22 protein-coding genes are annotated in these 21,265 nt (G+C 69.7%); 18 read left to right on the top strand and 4 right to left on the bottom strand.

Annotated elements, in window-relative coordinates; genetic code table 11:
* Positions 1 to 81 precede the first annotated feature (81 nt).
* The 4 genes from rplS (at position 82) to ACQ7HM_RS20185 (ending at position 2,395) form a co-directional block, all read left to right on the top strand.
* Positions 82 to 423, top strand: a complete 342-nt coding sequence (rplS, locus tag ACQ7HM_RS20200) for a 50S ribosomal protein L19 (RefSeq protein WP_045822423.1) — start codon at positions 82 to 84, stop codon at positions 421 to 423.
* 73 nt (positions 424 to 496) lie between these two features.
* Positions 497 to 1,360 (top strand): signal peptidase I, encoded by an 864-nt coding sequence (lepB, locus tag ACQ7HM_RS20195; RefSeq protein WP_434218034.1) that lies wholly within the window; start codon positions 497 to 499, stop codon positions 1,358 to 1,360.
* A gap of 11 nt (positions 1,361 to 1,371) precedes the next feature.
* Positions 1,372 to 2,043: a ribonuclease HII gene (locus ACQ7HM_RS20190; RefSeq protein ID WP_434218033.1), complete on the top strand. Its 672-nt coding sequence runs from the start codon at positions 1,372 to 1,374 to the stop codon at positions 2,041 to 2,043.
* 28 nt (positions 2,044 to 2,071) lie between these two features.
* Positions 2,072 to 2,395 (top strand): DUF2469 domain-containing protein, encoded by a 324-nt coding sequence (locus ACQ7HM_RS20185; protein ID WP_045822426.1) that lies wholly within the window; start codon positions 2,072 to 2,074, stop codon positions 2,393 to 2,395.
* Here the strand turns inward: ACQ7HM_RS20185 and ACQ7HM_RS20180 are convergent.
* Together ACQ7HM_RS20180 and ACQ7HM_RS20175 are read right to left on the bottom strand one after the other, a co-directional pair.
* Entirely contained in the window at positions 2,384 to 4,096 is a 1,713-nt protein-coding gene (locus ACQ7HM_RS20180; RefSeq protein ID WP_434218032.1) for a DHA2 family efflux MFS transporter permease subunit, read from the bottom strand. The two genes, ACQ7HM_RS20185 and ACQ7HM_RS20180, sit on opposite strands and share 12 nt — an antisense overlap.
* Entirely contained in the window at positions 4,093 to 5,523 is a 1,431-nt protein-coding gene (locus tag ACQ7HM_RS20175) for a condensation domain-containing protein (RefSeq protein ID WP_434218031.1), read from the bottom strand. Before ACQ7HM_RS20175 ends, ACQ7HM_RS20180 begins: the two co-directional genes overlap by 4 nt.
* Positions 5,524 to 6,063: 540 nt before the next feature.
* On the opposite strand from ACQ7HM_RS20175, the gene ACQ7HM_RS20170 reads away from it, so the two are divergent.
* From ACQ7HM_RS20170 to ACQ7HM_RS20135, 8 genes are all read left to right on the top strand, one after another.
* On the top strand, positions 6,064 to 7,077 hold the full coding sequence (locus tag ACQ7HM_RS20170) for an alpha/beta hydrolase (protein WP_434218146.1): 1,014 nt from the start codon (positions 6,064 to 6,066) through the stop codon (positions 7,075 to 7,077).
* 130 nt (positions 7,078 to 7,207) lie between these two features.
* Entirely contained in the window at positions 7,208 to 7,594 is a 387-nt protein-coding gene (locus ACQ7HM_RS20165; RefSeq protein WP_434218145.1) for a YraN family protein, read from the top strand.
* A 16-nt stretch (positions 7,595 to 7,610) separates the two neighbouring features.
* A complete protein-coding gene (locus ACQ7HM_RS20160; protein WP_434218030.1) occupies positions 7,611 to 9,122 on the top strand; it encodes a YifB family Mg chelatase-like AAA ATPase in 1,512 nt (503 codons plus the stop codon).
* An 11-nt stretch (positions 9,123 to 9,133) separates the two neighbouring features.
* Positions 9,134 to 10,378: a DNA-processing protein DprA gene (gene dprA / locus ACQ7HM_RS20155; RefSeq protein WP_434218029.1), complete on the top strand. Its 1,245-nt coding sequence runs from the start codon at positions 9,134 to 9,136 to the stop codon at positions 10,376 to 10,378.
* Positions 10,379 to 10,467: 89 nt separating this feature from the next.
* The gene (locus ACQ7HM_RS20150) at positions 10,468 to 10,980 is read left to right on the top strand and encodes a hypothetical protein (RefSeq protein ID WP_434218028.1); all 513 of its coding nucleotides are present in this window, start codon (positions 10,468 to 10,470) and stop codon (positions 10,978 to 10,980) included.
* Positions 10,981 to 10,998: 18 nt separating this feature from the next.
* Positions 10,999 to 12,270, top strand: coding sequence for a saccharopine dehydrogenase family protein (locus ACQ7HM_RS20145; RefSeq protein WP_434218144.1), 1,272 nt, complete (start codon positions 10,999 to 11,001; stop codon positions 12,268 to 12,270).
* Positions 12,271 to 12,324: 54 nt separating this feature from the next.
* Complete coding sequence (locus ACQ7HM_RS20140; RefSeq protein ID WP_434218027.1) at positions 12,325 to 13,173, top strand: siderophore-interacting protein; 849 nt, start codon at positions 12,325 to 12,327, stop codon at positions 13,171 to 13,173.
* Between the two features lie 84 nt (positions 13,174 to 13,257).
* A complete protein-coding gene (locus ACQ7HM_RS20135) occupies positions 13,258 to 14,208 on the top strand; it encodes a tyrosine recombinase XerC (RefSeq protein WP_434218026.1) in 951 nt (316 codons plus the stop codon).
* Here the strand turns inward: ACQ7HM_RS20135 and ACQ7HM_RS20130 are convergent.
* Positions 14,187 to 14,705: a murein hydrolase activator EnvC family protein gene (locus ACQ7HM_RS20130; protein WP_434218143.1), complete on the bottom strand. Its 519-nt coding sequence runs from the start codon at positions 14,703 to 14,705 to the stop codon at positions 14,187 to 14,189. The two genes, ACQ7HM_RS20135 and ACQ7HM_RS20130, sit on opposite strands and share 22 nt — an antisense overlap.
* A gap of 488 nt (positions 14,706 to 15,193) precedes the next feature.
* On the opposite strand from ACQ7HM_RS20130, the gene rpsB reads away from it, so the two are divergent.
* From rpsB to ACQ7HM_RS20105, 5 genes are all read left to right on the top strand, one after another.
* Complete coding sequence (rpsB, locus tag ACQ7HM_RS20125; RefSeq protein WP_434218025.1) at positions 15,194 to 16,072, top strand: 30S ribosomal protein S2; 879 nt, start codon at positions 15,194 to 15,196, stop codon at positions 16,070 to 16,072.
* A 170-nt stretch (positions 16,073 to 16,242) separates the two neighbouring features.
* A complete protein-coding gene (gene tsf / locus ACQ7HM_RS20120) occupies positions 16,243 to 17,067 on the top strand; it encodes a translation elongation factor Ts (RefSeq protein WP_434218024.1) in 825 nt (274 codons plus the stop codon).
* Between the two features lie 157 nt (positions 17,068 to 17,224).
* Positions 17,225 to 17,956, top strand: a complete 732-nt coding sequence (pyrH, locus tag ACQ7HM_RS20115; protein ID WP_434218023.1) for a UMP kinase — start codon at positions 17,225 to 17,227, stop codon at positions 17,954 to 17,956.
* A 64-nt stretch (positions 17,957 to 18,020) separates the two neighbouring features.
* A complete protein-coding gene (gene frr, locus ACQ7HM_RS20110) occupies positions 18,021 to 18,578 on the top strand; it encodes a ribosome recycling factor (RefSeq protein WP_045822439.1) in 558 nt (185 codons plus the stop codon).
* Between the two features lie 88 nt (positions 18,579 to 18,666).
* Complete coding sequence (locus ACQ7HM_RS20105) at positions 18,667 to 19,590, top strand: phosphatidate cytidylyltransferase (RefSeq protein ID WP_434218022.1); 924 nt, start codon at positions 18,667 to 18,669, stop codon at positions 19,588 to 19,590.
* 78 nt (positions 19,591 to 19,668) lie between these two features.
* Here the strand turns inward: ACQ7HM_RS20105 and ACQ7HM_RS20100 are convergent, their stop codons facing one another.
* A complete protein-coding gene (locus ACQ7HM_RS20100) occupies positions 19,669 to 20,043 on the bottom strand; it encodes a LapA family protein (RefSeq protein WP_434218021.1) in 375 nt (124 codons plus the stop codon).
* A 100-nt stretch (positions 20,044 to 20,143) separates the two neighbouring features.
* On the opposite strand from ACQ7HM_RS20100, the gene rlmN reads away from it, so the two are divergent.
* Entirely contained in the window at positions 20,144 to 21,265 is a 1,122-nt protein-coding gene (rlmN, locus tag ACQ7HM_RS20095; protein ID WP_434218020.1) for a 23S rRNA (adenine(2503)-C(2))-methyltransferase RlmN, read from the top strand.

The raw sequence follows: 21,265 nt of genomic DNA, 5'->3' as shown, positions 1-21,265 counted from the left end.
GGTCGAACCGTGTCGCCGTCCGCGGCGCCGGCCGCCAGGTTCCTCTGACTCAGTGACGATGACCAGCGATTGGATCCGCAGATGAACACCCTGGACTTTCTCGACAAGCAGTCGATGCGCGACGACATCCCGGCCTTCCGGCCCGGTGACACCCTCGACGTGCACGTCAAGGTCATCGAGGGTTCCAAGGAGCGCGTCCAGGTGTTCAAGGGCGTCGTGATCCGTCGCCAGGGTGGCGGTCTCCAGGAGACCTTCACCGTGCGCAAGGTCTCGTTCGGCGTCGGTGTCGAGCGCACCTTCCCGATCCACAGCCCGAACATCGCCAAGGTCGACGTGATCACCCGCGGTGACGTCCGTCGCGCGAAGCTCTACTACCTTCGCGACCTGCGCGGCAAGGCCGCCAAGATCAAGGAAAAGCGCTGACGTTGCCCAGCGGGCCGGGCACCGACCTCACGGTCGACCCGGCTCCCTCGGCGCGTCCACTAGGCTGATCGTCGTGCCCGACACCCCCCGCCAGGACAGCCCGCAGGACCGGTTCGACGACGCCCGCGCCACCGATGACGGCGAGTCGGACACCCACCGCCCCTGGCGAACTCGCGACGACCGCTCGGACGTCCCGCGCTCCGGTCGTAAGCGGTCCGCGCTGCGCGAGACCGCGATCATCATCGTCAGCGTCCTCGTGCTCACGTGGATCCTGCAGACCTTCATCGGTCGGCAGTACGTGATCCCGTCGGAGTCGATGGAGAACACGCTGCACGGGTGCACCGGGTGCACCAACGACCGCATCGTGATCGACAAGCTCACCTACCGGTTCAACGATCCCGCACCCGGCGACGTCGTCGTGTTCAAGGCGCCGACCCAGTCGTGGGACGAGGGCTGGACCTCACCGCGATCGGACAACACGATCCTGCGCGGCGCCCAGGACGCGCTGTCGTGGTTCGGGTTCGCCCCGCCGGACGAGAACGATCTCGTCAAGCGCGTCATCGCCGTCGGCGGCCAGACCGTGCAGTGCCGCAACGCCGACAAGGTCGGCGTGACCGTCAACGGCAAGCCCCTCACCGAGCCCTACGTCGACAAGGCGCTGCAACAGCAGGACGCGCAGGTGAACACCGGCCTGGTCGTCTCCGACAACGGCACCCTGAGCAGCTGCCTCGGCCCCGACTTCGGTCCGGTCACCGTGCCGAAGGGCAACGTCTGGGTGATGGGCGACAACCGCGGCAACTCGGCCGACTCGCGCTACCACATCACCGACGAGCTCAACGGCACCGTCCCGGTCTCCGACATCCGCGGCAAGGTGCGTTTCATCATCTATCCGTTCTCCCGGATCGGTGGTGTGGGCGCGCACAACCCGCAGAAGTAGCGGGGAGTGACGTGAACCGGTGGCCACCCCGGGCGCCCGTCCGCAAGGCGTCCAGCCTGCGCACCTACGAATTCGCGCTCCACAACAGCGGTCTCGGGCCGGTGGCCGGTGTCGACGAGGCCGGTCGCGGTGCGTGTGCGGGTCCGCTGGTCGTCGCCGCCTGCGTCCTCAAGCCCACCCAGTTGGTGTCACTCGCCGACCTCGACGACTCCAAGCGCCTCACCCCGACGATGCGCGAGACGCTCTACCGGTCGATCACCCGTCATGCTGTCGCGAGCAGTGTCGTGATCGTCGACGCCGACGAGGTCGACCGGATCGGGATCCACGTCGCCAACATCGAGGGCATGCGGCGTGCGGTGGCCACACTGGACGTGACACTGGGATACGTGCTCTCCGACGGGTTCGTGGTGCCCGGCCTCACCGTGCCGTCGCTCCCCGTCATCGGCGGCGACGGTGCGGCGGCGTGTATCGCGGCGGCCAGCATCCTGGCCAAGGTCACCCGCGACCGCATCATGGTCGCGATGGAGAACGACCTGCCCGGATACGACTTCGCCGTTCACAAGGGCTACAGCACCGAGCTGCACATGTCGGCCCTCGACCGCCTCGGCCCGTCCCGCGAACACCGGATGTCCTACCGCAACGTCCGTGAGCGCGTCCGTGTCACGACGGCCGCAGACGAGTGACCACCGATGGGTGACTAGGCTGACCTCCATGAGTGCGGAGGATCTCGAGAAGTACGAGACCGAGATGGAACTCTCGCTGTACCGCGAGTACAAGGACGTGGTCGGGCAGTTCACCTACGTCGTGGAGACCGAACGGCGGTTCTACCTCGCCAACGCGGTCGACCTGGTCCCGCGCAACGCCGACGGCGAGGTCTACTTCGAACTGCGGATGTCCGACGCCTGGGTGTGGGACATGTACCGGCCGGCACGCTTCGTCAAGCAGGTCCGCGTGATCACGTTCAAGGACGTCAACATCGAGGAACTCGAGAAGTCGGAGCTGCGTCTGCCCGAGGACGGCGCGTTACCCGACTGACGCCGGCGTCCCGACCGGCACGGTCACCCGTGCCCGGGGGACGGCGAGGCTGAGCGCCGCGACCGCCGCCGCGGTGGCGCAGATGATCCACATGATCGTCGAGAACGCCTCGAGGAACGCCCGTGCCGCGGCGACCCGGGCGGCCGGCTGCAACGCCGGCTGTGCCGCACGGATGATCGCGGCCTGCGGACCGGCCTCGGTCGCGGCGCCGGCCTGCGTCGAGCATCCCGGTGGGGACACCTCAGGGCGCGGGGACGACAACTGCCGCGACACGCAGTCGCTGAACCGGCTCACGACGACGGGTTGTGCGACGGCCGGGACGGCGGTGTCGCCCAGACGTGTCCGCAGATCGTCGGCCCCCGCCGACGCCCCGGCCGACGACGCCGACCCCACCAGGGCGAAGAACACGATCCCGATGATCGCCAGGCCCACCGACCCGCCGATCTGCTGGACCGTGGGGATCGTCCCCGACGCCGAACCGACCGTGCGCGACGTCGTCCCCGACAGGATCACGGCCTGCAACGGCGCGACGAAGATCCCGGTGCCCAGGCCCCCGAGGACCAGCGGCGCGATGAGGGTCGCGAGGGCGATGTCGTGGCGCGCGGGATCGATCACGACCGCCATCCACGCGACCGACACCGCGAAGACGACCATCCCGACCGTCAGGGTCCGCGGACCGATCCGCGTCACCACCAGTGGCGACAGCAGCGACCCGACCGCCGCGCCGAGTGCGAACGGCAGCGTGATGAGTCCGGTGTGCAGCGGCGAGTAGCCGAGACCGAACTGCGTGGTGATCGAGACGGTGAAGAAGAACGCGGTGAAGACGCTGAAGAACAGCAGTGACAGCACCGCGCCGACCGCGAAAGATCGTTCGGCGAACAGGTCGAGACGCAGCAGGGGAGCGCCGCCGCGCCGCAGCAGGGCGCGTTCGTGGAGTACGAAGGCGACGAGGACGGCGACCGAGAGGACCAGCATCCCCAGCAACCACACCGGCCAGCCCTTCTCGCGGCCGGTCGACAAGGGGTAGATCAGCAGGAACAGTCCGACCGTCGACAGCGCGACGCCGACCGCGTCGAGGGATTCGCGCAGCGTCCCGACCACCGGGGGCATCGCCCGCGCGGCGATGACGCAGGCGATGATCCCGAACGGCAGGTTGACGAGAAAGATGGTGCGCCAACCGAGTCCGAAGGCGTCGAGTCCCACGAGTGCGCCGCCGAGGACCGGGCCGAGCATCGCCGCGACGCCGGCGGTGGCACCGTAGACACCGAACACCAGGCCGTGGCGAGCCCTGGGAAAAATCGCCGAGATGATGGCGATCGTCTGCGCTGAGGCGAACGCGGCGCACGCGCCCTGCAGTCCGCGCGCGGCGATCAACTCGCCGGGTCCCGCAGCCGTCCCGCACAGGAGCGAGGCGAGGGTGAACCCCGCCAGCGCGGCGATGAAGACCCGTCGTCGTCCGAGGCGTTCCCCGATACGTGAGGCCGTCATGAGCGTGCACGCGAACGCCAATGTGTAGACCGTCAGGACCAGCAGTTGATCGGCCGACGACGCTCCGAGGTCGGTGGTGAGATCGGGCAGTGCGATGTTGACGATCGTCGTGTCGACCATCTGCATGAACACCGCCACCAGACATGCGGCGAAGGCGGGCCACGCACGACGGGCCACTGTTGTCGTGGCGTCGTCGGTGGAGGTGGAGGTCACCGCGTGGTCGACGCCGCCGCGAGGCTGTAGTCGCCCGTGGCGGCGATCGACCCGAATACGCCCAGCAGTCGGTCGATGTAGAGCTTGATGGAGTCCCGCGCCTGATCGGAGTCGGGGTAGAGCAGCGTCATCACCGTGTAGTCGGGGAAGCGGTTCACCCAGAGGTAGACCTCCTCGGAACTGCCGCGGTTGCCGAACACCCCACCGTTGATGTGGTCGAACATCTGCGCGCCGGGGAGCTTGCGCACGTCGATGTAGCTGACCATGGGCACCACCCACCCCGGGGCGATGTCGATGTCGGAGTCAGCGTCGATGAGCTGCAGCACCCGGTGCAGCGACACCTCCGACATCGTCTTGCCCGCCGCGAAGGACTCCTGCGCCGGGCCGACGATGGAGGTGAAGGTGGAGTCGGCGTCGACGTCGACCACCACCGGGATGAGGTTGGTGAACCAGCCGACCGAGGTGAACTCGCTCGCCGTCGACCGGGTGTTCTTCGGCGTCATCCCGAGGTAGTGCTCGGTCCCGGTGAACTCGTGGGCGACGAGCGCGGCCGCGGCCATGACGCCGGCGGCGACACCGGCGCCGTGTGCGCGGCAGACGTCCTCGAGCCGTTGTCCGGACGCATCGTCGTCGTAGACGCGGACGGTCGTGATGGCGCTGCGGGTGTAGTCCGCGCCGCCGGCACCGAGATCGAGCGGGAAGGTGGGCAGGCGGCCGCCGTTGTCGGCCAGCAGCGACAGCCATCGCGCGATCTGCGGCGACTCGGCGGTCAGGATCGCGGTGCCCTCACGCTCGCGTCGGCAGTAGTCGAGGTAGCTGCCCGGCTGTGCCGGCGGGTTCGAGCCGCCGCCGAGCTCGTTGCCGTAGAGGGCGATCAGGTCGACGCACGCGAGGGCCTGCGAGACGCCGTCGGAGTTCAGGTGGTCGACCGCGAAGTAGATCGTGAACCCGGTCTCGCGCTCGATCGTGCCGAAGGTGAAGCAATCCCAGTGGAACGGTCCGGGGGTCTCGTCCTGCACGTGGGTGCGGATCTCGGCGGCGTGCTCGCGATGACCGTGTGTCGTCGGTGCGAACTCGACACCGTCGGGGTCGATGACGTGACGCACGATCGCGTCGTCCTCGGCGGTGTGGGAGAACCAGCTGAGGAACGTGTCGTGGCGGCGGATGAACGCGTTGACCGTCGCGGTCATCGCCTCGCGGTCGAGTGTGCCCTCGAGGTCGAAAGAGATCAGACACAGGCGCGAGAACCGGAAGCCGGCGCGACTGTTGCGTGCGGCCGCGCGCAGGTACTCCTCCTGCTGGTGCGATGCGGGCACCGGATGTGCGGGTGCCGACGCGGCGCGCGCCACGGAGGCGGGCGTCGCGGTCCAGCTGGTGAGCGTGCCGCCGCGAGGCTCCCACTCGTCGATGAGGCCGAAATCGATCATGCGATCGCACCCGTCGTCGTCCGTCGTGCGTCCGCGGCTGATGATCCGGGCATGAGGGTTCCCTTCGGCGTGTGATGTCCCCGACGATGTCTCCGGTCACGAGAGTCGGTCGGCCGGAACGGTGGGCTTCGAACCGGCCGTGGACGGTGGCGGCATCATCGACTGTCGCGAGGGGACCCTGTCGGAGCAGGGCCGTGGGGGCGGAACCGAGGGTGTCAGAGCCGTCGGGGCCGTGTTCGAATGCACGGAAGGTACCGTCCGATGTGTGGTCGAAGCAACGATGCTCCCGGAATCGGACATCGGACTTGTGACCTGTTCCAAGGGGCTGTCAATGTGCCTGTCTGACTGAATAGTTCGCGATATCAAATCGTGGAGTGGGCGCGTGCCTGGGATACCGTCGCCGGAGCGTCCGCTGGGTGGTGGCCGTCGAGGCGGCGGCCGTCCCGGTGTGACGATCGTCGGGGAGTGGGAGCAGGGGGAGTGATGGCGAGGGTGACCGACCGGCCCGTGTCGACGCGCACGGGAGTCCGCGGACGCAGGATGTCATCGCTGGTGGGCGGTGTGATCGTCGCGCTGATCGTGGGCCTGGGAGCCGCTGCCGTCCCCGCGGCCACCGCCGCACCGACCACGCAGGCGCCCTCGGCAGCGATGTCGGCGACAGTGGTCGGCGAGTCCACCGGACCTCACGGAGTCCGCTACCTCCGGGTCCGCTCCGCCGCGATGCGGGCCGACATGCAGGTGCGAGTCCTGCCCGCCCGCGATCCCGGCGTGCCGCATCCCACGCTGTATCTCCTCAACGGCGCCCAGGGCGGGTTCAACGACAGCAGCTGGTTCGACCAGACCGACATCGTCGACTTCTTCGCCGACAAGAACGTGACCGTCGTGGTGCCCATGGGCGGCACGGCCAGCTACTTCGCCGACTGGATCCGTGACGACCCGGTACTCGGACACCAGAAGTGGGCCACCTATCTCACCCGCGAACTGCCCCCGCTGATGGATGCCAGGTTCGGGGGCAACGGCCGCAACGCGCTCGCCGGCATCTCCATGGCCGGTACGTCGGTGTTGCAGCTTGCCGAGAAGAACCCGGGCCTCTACCGCGCCGTCGGCGCCTACAGCGGCTGCGCGATGACCGCCGATCCCATGGGTCAGGCCTATGTCCGTCTCACCGTCGCCCGTGGCGGCGGCAACGCCGACAACCTGTGGGGCGTGTCGACCGATCCGCGGTGGCGCGAGAACGACCCCTACATCAACGCCGAACGGCTGCGCGGCACATCGCTGTTCATCTCGGCCAGTTCGGGGCTGCCCGGACAGTACGACACCATCACCGGGCCGGGTATCGACGGCAACGTCGGTGAACTCGTCTCCCGGATCGGGGTCGGCGCGGTGATCGAGACCGCCGTGCGGCGCTGCACAGTCGCCCTGAGATCGCGTCTGAGCGCGCTCGACATCCCCGCGACCTTCCGTCTGCCGCCCGCAGGAACCCACAGCTGGCCGTACTGGCAGGACAGCCTCCACGCCTCGTGGCCCCAGTTCGCCCGCGCGCTGAACGACTGAGCGCGGCGCGCCCCGGACCTGCGAAGGGGTCCGGTTGTGCACAGGAACGTCGTCCTGCACAGAACCATCGGGCTCGGGTGCCGCGGGGGCCGACGCGGTCGGGATCGGCGGTCAGGGTTGCCCCGTGGCGATGCAGAGCAGGCAACCGAACCGACGACAGCTGATCGGTCGGCGGGGTGAGGACACCGCGGTCGAGTACCTGACCGCGGCGGGATGGTCGGTACTCGACCGCAACTGGCGGTGTCGGTACGGCGAGATCGACGTGGTCGCCGTCGATCCGACCGATGGGGGTGGCGGATCCCTGGTGATCGTCGAGGTCAAGACGCGCACCGGTGTCATGTTCGGCGATCCGGCGCAGGCGGTGACGCCGGACAAGTATCGGCGGCTGCGTCGACTGGCCGGTCTGTGGCTCGCCGAATCCGAGCGACACTGGCCGACCATCCGGTTCGACGTCGTCGCCGTGCGGATCGATGTCGCGGGCGTGTGCACCGTGTCGCATCTGCGGGGTGTCTTCTGATGGCGGGGGCGCTCTGATGTCGCTGGGTCGAGCGCGCTCGGCGGCGGTGGCCGGTGTCGAGGGGCAGATGGTCGAGATCGAGGCGTTCATCGGTCAGGGCCTGCCCGGCGTGCAGCTGGTCGGTCTGGCCGATGCATCCCTGCGGGAGTCGAAAGACCGTGTCCGGGCGGCGATCGCGAACAGTGACCGCACCTGGCCCGAGGGGCGGATCACGCTGAACCTGTCGCCGGCGACGGTCCCCAAAGGGGGCTCCAACCACGATGTCGCCATCGCGTTGGCGGTGCTCGCCGCCAAGGACCTGGTGGCGACCCACCATCTCGACGACACCGTGTTCATCGGGGAACTCGCACTCGACGGCCGCATCCGTGGGGTGCGCGGGGTGTTGCCGTCGGTGGTGGCCGCGCGCGCCGCCGGTTTCGCGCGGGTGGTGGTGCCGCTGACGAACGTGGCCGAGGCGGCGCTGGTCCCCGGTGTCGAGGTCGGTGGGGCGAGCACCCTGCGGGAGGTGATCGCGTGGCTGGCCGGTGAGCGTGCATTGGACACGGTGTGTGAGGTCGGTGTGGTCGCGGCGGCTCCCGCGGTACCCGATCTCGCCGACGTGGTGGGTCAGGCCGAGGCGCGTTACGCCCTCGAGATCGCCGCCGCAGGTGCACATCACCTGTTCATGACCGGCCCGCCCGGGATCGGCAAGACCATGCTCGCGCGACGGTTGCCGGGCATCCTGCCGCCCCTGAGTGAGACCGAACAACTGGAGGTGACCGCGATCCACTCGATCGCCGGGACGCTGCCGGTGGGTCGACCGCTCATCACCGAGCCGCCGTTCATCGCCCCGCACCACTCGACGTCGCAGACCGCGTTGGTGGGTGGTGGCACCGGGATGGCCAGACCCGGCGCGGTGTCGCGTGCCCACCGGGGCGTGCTGTTCCTCGACGAGTGCGCCGAACTCGGCGTGAAGGCACTCGAATCGCTGCGCACACCGCTCGAGGACGGGGAGACCCGTGTGATGCGTCGTGACGGTGTCGCGGTGATGCCGGCACGGTTCCAGCTGATCCTGTCGGCCAACCCGTGTCCGTGCGCCCCGGCGTCCGACGTCGACTGTGTCTGTTCGGCGCAGGTCCGGCGACGCTACCTCGGGAAGCTCTCGGGACCGTTGATGGATCGGGTCGACATCCGCGTCCGGATGGACCCGCCGGGCAACACCGCACTCATGAACCCGACCGGGGAGAGCAGTGCCGAGGTGCGAGCCCGGGTGTCGGCAGCTCGCACGACGGCGCGCGAACGGTGGTCCGACCACGGGTGGCAGACCAACAGTGAGGTACCCGGTTCGGTTCTGCGGCAACGGTTCCGGCTCGCGAGCGCGGCCATCCGGCCGATCGAGCTGTTCCTGCGCGACGGACGCGTCACCGCGCGAGGGGCCGACCGAGCTCTCCGCCTGGCATGGACACTCGCCGATCTCGGCGGGCTCACACAACCGACGGAGGACGAGGTGGCACAGGCATTGCTGTTCCGGGACAGGGGATACGCGTGAGCGACACACCGATGGTCAGAACAGATGGCGCGGTCGGCGGCTCGCCCGACGACGACCTCGTCGACGACACGATGCCGCGCCCGCCGACCCCGCCGGCCCCGACCGATCCGCACATCGTGACCCCGACGGTGATCGACTCGCGGGAGCTGCGCGCGTGGGCGTATCTCGCCGGTGTGGCCGAGCCGCCCGCGGCATCGATCGCGCGGCTCGTCGATGCGGTCGGGGTGCGCGACGCCGCGGCGGCAGTGCGCTCGCGACGCTTCCCCGAGGGCCATCAGGCGGTGGCGCGGTCGACGGCGTCGCGCCATCATCTCGTCGACCCCGATCACGACCTCCTCGTCGCCGAGAGACTCGGCGGGCGACTGATGACCGCCGACGACGAGGACTGGCCCGCGTGGGCGCTGCACGGCCTGAGCACGGCCGAGACCTCGGCGCGCGGAGGCCCGCCGCTCGTGCTGTGGAAACGGGGCCCGGGTTCGATAACGAAATCGTCGGAACGCGCTGTGGCCCTCGTGGGTTCGCGTGCCGCCAGCGGCTACGGCACCCGGATGGCCGCGGTCCTCGCCACCGGGCTCGTCGACCACGGTCGCTGCGTCATCTCCGGCGGCGCGTACGGCATCGACAGTGCCGCACACCGGTCGGCGCTGGCCGCCCGCGGTGACACCGTCGCGGTGATGGCGTGTGGTCTCGACATCGACTACCCGACCGACCACGGACTGCTGTTCGACGAGATCGCCCGGAACGGAGCCGTCGTGACCGAGTACCCGCCGGGCATGGGGGCGTCGCGGCATCGGTTCCTCGCGCGCAATCGGCTCGTCGCGGCGCTGTCGAAGGCGGTCGTGGTCGTCGAGGCCGGACACCGCAGCGGCGCGAAGAACACCGCCGCGTGGGCGCGGCGGCTGGGCATCCCGCTCGGCGCCGTGCCGGGTCCGGCCACCTCGGCGATGTCGGTGGGGTGCCACGCGCTGATCAGCGACGGCGACGCCGCGCTCGTCGGCGACGTCGCCGCCCTGGAGCGACTCGTCTCGCCCGACGGCTCGGATGCGCTCTCCTCCGTTCCAGCCGAGCGCGGTGAGACCGACCCGTTCGAGACACGCGTCGCGGCGGCGATCGGGAAGCGGGGCGGCGTCACCCCGGCCGACATCGCGACCGCGTGCGACGCCGACATCACCCGTGTGCGATCGACTCTCGCGCGGATGGAGGTGCACGGGCGCGCGGTCTCGGACGGGGCGACGTGGAGCCTCCCGCGGCGATGACGGTCGGTCGCGCCGGGAACCCTCGAGCGTCGGTCGCCGGCGATAGGCTCCCCACAGTTGTCCGATGACCGTTCGCGGAGGGAGGAGTCATGGACTCTGCGCCGTTGCCCGACTCCAACCACGAGGCGTTCGAACTGTTCCTGCGCGAGACCGACCGGGGTGTCCTCACGCGCACCGAGGCGACCGATGCGGTTGCGGCCCTGACCGCGATCGCCGCCGGGTCGACCCCGAGCCTGCTCCCGCTCGCCGACCGTGCCGTCCGCGAACTGGCCGCGCGTGACGCGGTTCTCGCGGCCGTCGCCGACGGCGAAATCGCCGTCGGCCTCGACGTCGAGGGCTGCGTCGCCGAGAGCGTGGGACAGGCACGACAGATCGTGCGTGTCGCGATCGGGCCGAGCGACATCGGATGGATCGCCTCGAGTTACCGACACCAGATCGCCACCGCGGGTCTCGGCGATGCGAGCGCACTGATCGGGCACTTCCTCGTCATCCGTACACCGTCGGGCGAGCGTATGGTCCGCGAGTACGAATCCGGCCTGGCGCTGCAGGATGCCTGGATCAACAGCATCGCCGTGGCGCGCGGCCGCGACCACCTAAGCTGAGGTATGGCACATCCGGGCATCCGCATCCTCCTGGTCGGCGCCGGTGGAGTGGGTGACGCCCTCGCGAGGATCGCCGCCCGCCGCGACTTCTTCGACCACCTCGTCGTCGCCGACTACGACCTCGCCCGCGCGGAGCGCACGGTGGCGGCGATCACCGACCGGCACGGCGACATCGCGGCCACCAGGTTCACCGCGGCGCGCATCGACGCGTCCGACGCCGACGCGGTGGCCGCACTCGCCCGCGAGCACGGGGCGACGCACGTCATGAACGCCGTGGAACCCGCCTTCGTGCCGACCGTGTTCGCCGGCGCCCTGGCCGCCGGCGCCGACTACCTCGACATGGCGATGAGTCTCAGCACACCCCACCCGACCGACCCACACACCCGGACCGGGGTGATGTTGGGGGAGCAGCAGTTCGCCGCGCACGACGACTGGGTCGCCGCGGGCCGACTGGCTCTCGTCGGGATGGGCGTCGAGCCGGGACTGTCCGACGTCTTCGCCCGATATGCCTGCGACGAACTGTTCGACACCGTCGACGAACTCGGCACCCGTGACGGCGCGAACCTCGTCGTCCGCGACGAGAACGGTGCGGAGATGTTCGCGCCGTCATTCTCCATCTGGACCACCATCGAGGAATGTCTCAACCCGCCGGTGGTGTGGGAGCGCGACCGCGGCTGGTTCACGACCGCGCCGTTCTCCGAACCCGAGACCTTCGTGTTCCCCGAGGGCATCGGACCGGTCGAGTGCGTGAACGTCGAGCACGAGGAGGTGCTCCTCATGCCCCGATGGCTCGACGCGCGCCGCGTCACCTTCAAGTACGGCCTGGGCGCCGAGTTCATCGGCGTCCTGCAGACGCTGCACACCCTGGGACTCGATGCGACCGAGCCGATCCGGGTGCGCTCGGCCGACGGACCGGTGTCGGTGTCGCCGCGCGACGTCGTGGCGGCGGCGCTGCCCGACCCTGCGACGATCGGCCCGGTGATGACAGGCAAGACGTGCGCGGGGATGTGGGTCACGGGGACGAAAGACGGTGTGGCGCGGGAGGTCTACCTCTATCACGTCAGCGACAACGAGTGGACCATGCGCGAGTACGGGACACAGTGCGTCGTCTGGCAGACCGCGCTCGGCCCGGTCATCGCGCTGGAACTGCTCGCCACCGGGGCGTGGACAGGGTCGGGTGTGCTCGGCCCCGAGGCCTTCGAGGCGTCACCGTTCCTGGAGTTGATGGCACGTCCGGAATCCGAGGGCGGCTACGGGCAGCCGTGGGGCATGCGCGAGGGACCGGGCTGACGCCCGCCCGGATGCAACTTAGGGTGTCCTAATTCGAGGTGTACGCTTGCCGGTATGGCCAAGCGACTGAACACCATGGAGGTCACCGACACCGAGTGGCTCACCCCGCACATGATGCGGGTCCGCCTCGGTGGGCCGGGCTTCTCCGACTTCGCCGCGAGCGACGACACCGACGCCTACGTCAAGATCCTCTTCGGAGTCCCGGGCGTGACCTACCCGGACCCGTACGACCTCGAGCGGATCCGCGCCGAGTTCGGTCCCGAGCAGCAACCCGTGTTGCGGACCTACACCGTGCGATCGGTCGACCCCGAACGTCGCGAGATCGCCATCGACTTCGTCGTCCACGGCACCGAGGGCATCGCCGGACCCTGGGCCGCCTCGGCCCGGGTCGGCGACGTCGTGCGCTTCCTCGGTCCCGGGAGCGGATACCGCCCCGATCGCGACGCGCCGTGGCACCTGCTCGCCTCCGACGAGGCGGGACTCCCCGCACTCGCCGCGGCCCTCGAGGCGCTTCCGGCGACCGCGACCGCGCACGCCTTCATCGAGGTCGCCGGACCCGAGGACGAGATCGCACTCGCCGCCCCGGACGACGCCCGGATCACCTGGGTCCACCGCGGCGCGGGCTCCGACACCGCCGCCGACGACGTGGCCGGCGACAACGCGCCACTGATCCGCGCGGTCCGCGACGCCCCGTGGCTCGACGGGGAGCCGCACGTCTTCATCCACGGCGAGGCGCAGGCCGTCATGCACAACCTGCGGCGCTACATCCGCTCCGAACGCGGTGTGTCGGCGCGGCGCGCCTCCATCTCCGGGTACTGGCGTCGCGGACGCACCGAGGAGGGCTTCCGGGCATGGAAGGCCGAGCTGCGAGCGGCCGAGGAGAGCGCGACCGTCGCCTCGTGAACCGGTGATCGGGCGGGAACGCTTTGGTCACGATGAGCGTGTCAGGGCCGGGCTGCACACCGGCCGCGGTGTTGGCTGGTCGTCGTGAGCACCTCCTCGACCCGACTCGGCGAATTCGAGTCGTACCTCCGTTACGAACGGGGCAGCAGCGAGCACACGATCCGCGCCTACGTCGGTGACGTGCGCGCGCTGGTCAGCTTCGCCGGCGCACGACGGGTGTCGCTCGCCGAGATCGACCTCGCGGTGCTGCGCGCCTGGCTGGCCGAGTCGACGCGGCGCGGTGCCGCCCGCACCACCATCGCGCGGCAGGTGTCGTCGGTGAAGACCTTCTGCACCTGGGCGGCCCGCGAAGGCGTGATGCCCCACGACGCCGCAACACGGCTCCAGGCCCCCCGCGCCCATCGCACCCTGCCGGCCGTCCTCTCGCCGGATCAGGCTCGCAGCGTGATGACCGGCGCCGCCCGGCCCGAGCCCGACGTCGCAGCCGTGGCGCGCGGGCCGAGCGGGGACAGGCGGGCGGGCTCGACCCCGATCATGCTGCGCGACACAGCGATCCTCGAGATCCTCTACGCCACCGGTATCCGGGTGGGGGAGCTCTGTGGTCTCGATCTCGACGACGTCGACGACGGCCGCCGCGTGCTCCGCGTGGTCGGCAAGGGCGACAAGCAACGCACGGTGCCCTTCGGCGCACCCGCCGGGGCGGCGCTCGACGCGTGGCGCGCACGGGGCCGCCCTGCGCTGGCGGGCCCGACGTCGGGATCGGCGCTGTTGCTCGGGGCGAAGGGCGGGCGACTCGACCCCCGGATGGCGCGCACCGTGGTCCATGCGGCCACGCGCGCCGTCGACGGGGCGCCCGACATCGGCCCCCACGGTCTGCGCCACTCGGCGGCGACCCACCTGCTCGAGGGTGGCGCCGACCTGCGCGTGGTGCAGGAACTCCTCGGGCACTCCTCGCTGGCGACCACGCAGCTGTACACCCACGTCGGTGTGGAGCGTCTCCGTGCCGTCCACCGTCAGGCCCATCCCCGGGCCTGAGGGCCGACCGGCGTGGCTGCGACGACGTCGCCGACGGGTTTGAGCCGGACGCGGACCACCCCGAGCAGGGCCAACGGGTTCAGATAGCGGGCCGCCGAGCCCGATCCACGTCGTGCACCCCAGTGCAGACACGCGTCCGCGCAGCCGGGGTGGACCCCGTCGAGGGTTCCCAACGGTGTCCCACGCACGACCGCGGTTCCCACCGACACCGTCGCGGCCACCGGTTCATACGTGGTGAGGACACCGTCGGGGTGCATCACCGACACCACGGGCTTCCCGGCGACCACGCCGGCGAAACGCACCACACCCGACCCGGCCGAGAACACCGGTGCGCCGGTCGCGGCGGCGAGATCGACCCCGCGATGCCCCGCGAGCCACCGCTTCGCCGGCGGATCGAAACCCCGGACCACCTCGGGGCGCGGACGCAGCGGCCACCCGTACCCGCCCGGGGTGAGCCCCTCGCCCCGCGCGGGCCCGGGCACGGCGAGGATCGCCACGAGGAGCACCGCCACCAGAGCCACGAGACCCACCACCGACCTCCCCAGGTCGGTGGTGAACCACGTCCGGAACGGTGCCGACGCGCCTCGTCGCGACGAGACGAGCGCAGATGTCGCCGACCCCTCGTCCCGCATCGACGACCCGGCACGTCCGGTGTGGTTCGCGACCGGGTCGTCTCCGGCGACATCTGTGCTCACACCGGTTCAGACGGTGGCCGACGACCTGCGGTTCCGTCGTCGATCAGCGATTTCGTGGGCGGGGCGGCCCGTGCGTACACTGAACGACGCACTCCGTCCTCATCGGCGGGGTGACTTCGCACGCCTGCGACACCGGGTGGCACCTCGCACATGCGGGGCTCGCGCCCGGAACACCTCCGATCAGGCAGTCCGTCGGATCCCGATCCGCACGGTTCTGACCGGACCCAGGCGTCAGGGTCGGGCGCACAACGTTCCCGACGACCAACTGCACACGGAAGAAGAACACACACATGGCTGTAGTGACCATGAAGCAGCTGCTGGACAGCGGCGCTCATTTCGGGCACCAGACCCGTCGTTGGAATCCCAAGATGAAGCGATTCATCTTCACCGATCGCAACGGCATCTACATCATCGATCTGCAGCAGACGCTGACCTACATCGACAAGGCCTACGAGTTCGTCAAGGAGACCGTCGCCCACGGCGGCACCGTCCTGTTCGTCGGCACCAAGAAGCAGGCCCAGGAGTCGATCGCCGCAGAGGCGACCCGCGTCGGCATGCCGTACGTGAACCAGCGCTGGCTCGGCGGCATGCTCACCAATTTCTCCACCGTCCACAAGCGTCTCCTGCGTCTCAAGGAGCTCGAGACGATGGAGCAGACCGGCGGTTTCGAGGGTCGCACCAAGAAGGAAATCCTCATGCTCACGCGTGAGATGACCAAGCTCGACCGCACCCTCGGCGGTATCCGCGACATGGCCCGCGTGCCGTCGGCCGTGTGGATCGTGGACACCAACAAGGAGCACATCGCCGTCGGCGAGGCCCGCAAACTGAACATCCCGGTCATCGCGATCCTCGACACCAACTGCGATCCCGACCTGGTCGACTACCCGATCCCGGGTAACGACGACGCCATCCGCAGCGCGGCGCTGCTGACCCGCGTCGTCGCCTCGGCGGTCGCCGAGGGCGTCCAGGCTCGTGCCGGACAGAACGCCGGCGACACCAAGCCCGAGGCCGGAGCGGGCGAGCCGCTCGCCGAGTGGGAGCAGGAACTGCTCACCCAGGCGACGACCCCCGCCGCAGGCACCGAGGCACCGGCCGTCGAGGCGACCGCCCCGGCCGCCACCACCGAGGCGGCGCCCGCAGCCGCCGACGAGGCGCCCGCACAGGCCTGATCGATCGAGCCCTCGGGCTCGAGCGACGACGAGGGCGTCGGGCCACACCAGGCCCGGCGCCCGAATCGCGTCTGACACCCGTCGGCGTCACACGACGTCGGCACCACACGACGCGACGACGCGCCACCGAGCGTGGGCGTCGCGACACCGATGAAGGAGGCTCGCCGCACATGGCGAACTACACCGCTGCCGATGTCAAGCGTCTCCGCGAGCTCACGGGCTCGGGAATGCTCGACTGCAAGAACGCCCTCGCCGACAACGACGGCGACTTCGACAAGGCCGTCGAACAGCTCCGCATCAAGGGCGCGAAGGACGTCGGCAAGCGCGCCGAGCGGTCCACCGCCGAAGGCCTCGTCGCCACCCGCGACGGCGTCATGATCGAGATCAACTGCGAGACCGACTTCGTGGCCAAGAACGACGAGTTCCAGAAGCTCGCCGACGCCGTCGTCACCGCGGCCGCCGAGCAGAAGGCGACCGACCTGGAGTCGCTCGGGGCGGCGAAGCTCGGCGATCAGACCGTCACCGAGGCCGTGGCCGCGCTGTCGGCGAAGATCGGCGAGAAGCTCGAACTGCGTCGCGTCGTGTCCTACGACGGTCCCGTCGCGAGCTACCTCCACAAGCGTGCCTCGGACCTCCCCCCGGCCGTCGGCGTCCTCGTGCAGTACACCGGTGACGGTGCCGAGGCGGCTGAGGCCGCGCGCGGTGCCGCCATGCAGGTCGCCGCGCTCAAGGCCCGCTACGCCACCCGCGACGAGGTCCCCGCCGACATCGTCGAGAACGAGCGGTCCATCGCCGAGAAGACCGCCCGCGAGGAGGGCAAGCCCGAGCAGGCGCTGCCCAAGATCGTCGAGGGACGCGTCAACGGCTTCTACAAGGACGTCGTGCTCATCGACCAGTCGTCGGTGCAGGACTCGAAGAAGACGGTCAAGGCCGTCCTCGACGAGGCCGGCGTCACCGTGACCGCGTTCTCGCGCTTCGAGGTCGGACAGGCCTGACCGACCCGACCGTGATCCACGACAGGCCCCGGTGAGCACCGCGCTCACCGGGGCCTGTCGTGTACGCATAGGATTACTGCCGACAACCGGTCTCCTCCGACGCCACCCGTGGTGGCCCGGGTCGCCGGTCCGGTGAGCGGTGAGCGGAAGGCATGATGTGACCGAGATCGACGGGGGAGCGCGCCCCGGTTTCCGTCGCGTGGTCCTCAAACTCGGCGGTGAGATGTTCGGCGGCGGCAAGGTCGGGCTCGATCCCGATGTGGTCTCCACCGTGGCCGCCCAGATCTCCGAGGTCGTCCGCAGTGGCGTGCAGGTGGCGGTCGTGATCGGCGGCGGCAACTTCTTCCGCGGCGCCGAACTGCAGCAGCGTGGACTCGAGCGCAGTCGCTCGGACTACATGGGCATGCTCGGCACCGTCATGAACAGCCTTGCGCTGCAGGACTTCCTGGAGAAGTCGGGCGTGGTGACCAGGGTGCAGACCGCGATCACCATGGGTCAGGTGGCCGAGCCCTACATCCCGCTGCGCGCCCAGCGTCACCTCGAGAAGGGGCGCGTGGTCATCTTCGGCGCCGGCATGGGCATGCCGTACTTCTCCACCGACACCACCGCCGCGCAGCGCGCGCTCGAGATCAAGGCCGAGGTCGTCCTGATGGCCAAGGCGGTCGACGGCGTCTACTCCGACGACCCGCGCACGAACCCCGACGCGACGCTCTACAGCGAGATCAGCCACCGCGAGGTGATCGAGAAGGGTCTCGCCGTCGCCGACTCCACCGCGTTCAGCCTCTGCATGGACAACAAGATGCCGATGCTGGTGTTCAACCTGTTGCGCGAGGGGAACATCGCGCGTGCGGTGGCGGGTGAGAAGATCGGAACCCTGGTCACCACGTGATCACCACCAGCCACAGCAGCACGAATCGCGCGACCCGCAGCGAGCACACAACGGAGGCGAAACCGTGATCGACGAAGCACTCTTCGACGCCGAGGAGAAGATGGAGAAAGCCGTCGGTGTGGCCAAGGACGACATGGGGTCGATCCGGACCGGACGCGCGAACCCGTCGATGTTCAACCGCATCGTCATCGACTACTACGGTGCGATGACGCCGATCACGCAGGTCTCGTCGATCACCGCCCCCGAGGCGCGGATGATCATCATCAAGCCCTACGAGGCGTCGTCGCTGAACGCGATCGAGACCGCCATCCGCAACTCCGACCTCGGCGTGAACCCCACCAACGACGGCAACATCATCCGGGTGGCCATCCCGCAGCTGACCGAGGAGCGTCGCCGCGAGCTGGTGAAGCAGGTGAAGTCGAAGGGCGAGGACGCGAAGATCTCCATCCGCAACGTCCGTCGCAAGGCCGCCGACGAGCTCAAGCGCATCCAGAAGGACGGCGAGGCCGGCGAGGACGAGGTGAACAGGGCCGAGAAGGACCTCGACAAGACCACCGCAGGCTACGTCGCGCAGGTCGACGACCTGGTGACGCGCAAAGAGGGCGAACTCCTCGAGGTGTGACCCGACAGGGCGACCGGCCATGCCGGCGACCGGGGCCGAGGACGACCAGCAGTGGCGGAGCCACCGGAACGACAGACAAGGACTGGGTGTGAGTGAAGCGAGGCCGACGGCCGCCCCAGACCCGTCCCATCCAGACCCGTCCCATCCGGACCCGTCTGTCTCGGACCCGCCGTCGCCCGGGGAACCGGAGAAGAAGTCCCGGGCCGGCCGCGATCTGCCCGCGGCCATCGCCGTCGGCGGCGGCCTCGGTGTCGGCGTCATCCTGATCCTCGTGTTCGCGCCGCTGGTCTGGATCCCGGTGGTGGCGGTGTCGATCGCAGTGGCGACCTGGGAGGTCGCCAAGCGGGTCCGCGCCGGTGGCTACGACGTGGGGATCATCCCGCTCATCGGTGGTGGCCAGGCGATCATGTGGACCGCGTGGCCCTTCGGCGCCACCGGCGCGCTGGTGTCGTTCGTGGCGACGGTCCTCGTCGCGATGATCTGGAAGTTGTTGTCGCAGGGCCGGACCACGGCGCCGGTCAACTATCTGCGCGATCTCGCCGTGACGGTGCTGATCCTCGCGTGGCTTCCGCTGTTGGCCTCGTTCGCCGTCGCCATGGTGTTGCAGAGCCACGGTTGGGCGCGCGTGCTGACGCTCATGATCGTGGTGGTGTGCTCCGACGTGGGTGGGTACACCGCAGGCGTCCTGTTCGGCAAACACCCCATGGTGCCCGCCATCTCACCCAAGAAATCGTGGGAGGGCATGGCGGGGTCGCTCGTGTTCGGGACGGTCGGCGCCGTGCTCGTCGTCACCTACCTGGTCGACGCCCACTGGTGGATCGGCCTGATCCTCGGGCCGGTGTTGGTGGTGTGCGCGACGCTGGGCGACCTCGTCGAGTCACAGGTCAAGCGCGACCTCGGGATCAAGGACATGGGCACGCTGCTCCCCGGCCACGGCGGCATCATGGATCGACTCGACTCGATCCTGCCGTCGGCGTTCGTGGTGTGGGCCATCCTCGGCGCCCTGCTCTAGTCCGTTCGGTCCGCCACAGCCGCACACCGACCGCCGCGTGTCGCGCCCGGACGGACGCGACACGCGACGATCCGGGCCTCAGACCTTGCGCACCGCGCGACGCACCTGGAACATGCGCGCACCACCCACGACCGCGGTGATGAGCGCTCCGGCGATCGCGGCGATGAGCAGGCTCACGCCCTGCGGCAGGTTGACCTCCCAGAAGAACAGCTGGATCGACCGACTGTCGAGGTTCTGCACGATGAACACCAGCAGCAGGATGAGCACGATGGCGCCCACGATGATGCCGACCCACGCCGACTTCGTGCGGGTGTGCTGGACGTCGCTGAGGGCCTGCTTCACCGCGGCCTGCTTGTCGGCCTCGACGTGGTCGGGGCCCGAGGCCGCATCGGCGGCAGGCAGACCCGAGGAGGAGGGGGTGGGATCGCCGTCGACCGGCTCGTTGTATGTCATGGGTCCATCATCGCCTGTCGACTCGCGCTGCGGCGGACGTTGGGTGCCGCGACCCGCCGCACGATTGGATTTCCGGGCCGGAGTGCGAGACCGTCGACACATGGCAGGTCCGGTGCTCCCCTTGGTGTTCGACGCCCCGAAGCGGGGGCGGCCGCCGACGCATCTCGCCGACCTCGATCGCACGCAGCGCGCCGAGGCGGTGGCGAAGCTGGGTCTGCCGGCGTTCCGCGCCGATCAGCTCGCCCGGCAGTACTACACACGGCTGTGCGCCGACCCCGAGGAGATGACCGATCTCCCGGCGTCGATCCGGGAGTCGGTCGGCCGGGAACTGTTCCCCACCTTGATGACCCCGGTGCGTCACATCTCGTGCGACGACGGCACCACGCGCAAGACGCTGTGGCGCCTGCACGACGGCACGATGCTCGAGTCGGTGCTCATGGGCTACTCCGACCGCACCACGGTCTGCGTCTCGTCGCAGGCGGGCTGCGGCATGGCGTGCCCGTTCTGCGCGACCGGCCAGGGCGGTCTCGACCGCAACCTGTCGACCGCCGAGATCGTCGACCAGGTCCGCGCCGCGGCGCGTGCGGTCGCCGACGGCGAGCTGTCGGGCGGACGCACGGACACGCGCCGACTGTCGAACGTGGTGTTCATGGGGATGGGCGAACCGCTCGCGAACTACAACCGGGTCCGCGACGCGGTGTCGCGGATCATCTCGCCGGCCCCCGACGGTCTCGGCATCTCGCAGCGATCGGTGACCGTCTCGACGGTGGGCCTGGCCCCGGCGATCCGACGCCTGGCCGACGAGGGGTGGCAGGTACGTCTCGCGGTGTCGCTACACACCCCCGACGACGAACTCCGCGACACGCTCGTGCCGGTCAACAACCGGTGGTCGGTCGACGAGGTCCTCACCGCCGCAAGGTATTACGCCGACACCTCGGGTCGACGCGTCTCGATCGAGTACGCCCTCATCAAGGACGTCAACGATCAACCGTGGCGCGCCGATCTCCTGGCGAAACGACTGCGCAAGCATCTCGGGCAGCTCGTGCACGTGAACGTCATCCCGCTCAACCCGACACCGGGCAGCGAATGGGATGCCGCACCCAAGTCGGTCGAGCGGGAGTTCGTGCGACGGGTGGTGGCCGGGGGAGTGGCGTGCACCGTGCGCGACACCCGTGGGCAGGAGATCGCCGCCGCCTGCGGTCAGCTGGCGGCCGAGGGCTAG

Source organism: Williamsia sp. MIQD14 (genome assembly GCF_051025635.1).
In the GTDB taxonomy this organism is placed as follows: domain Bacteria; phylum Actinomycetota; class Actinomycetes; order Mycobacteriales; family Mycobacteriaceae; genus Williamsia_A.
This window is presented reverse-complemented; position numbering and strand designations above follow the sequence as displayed.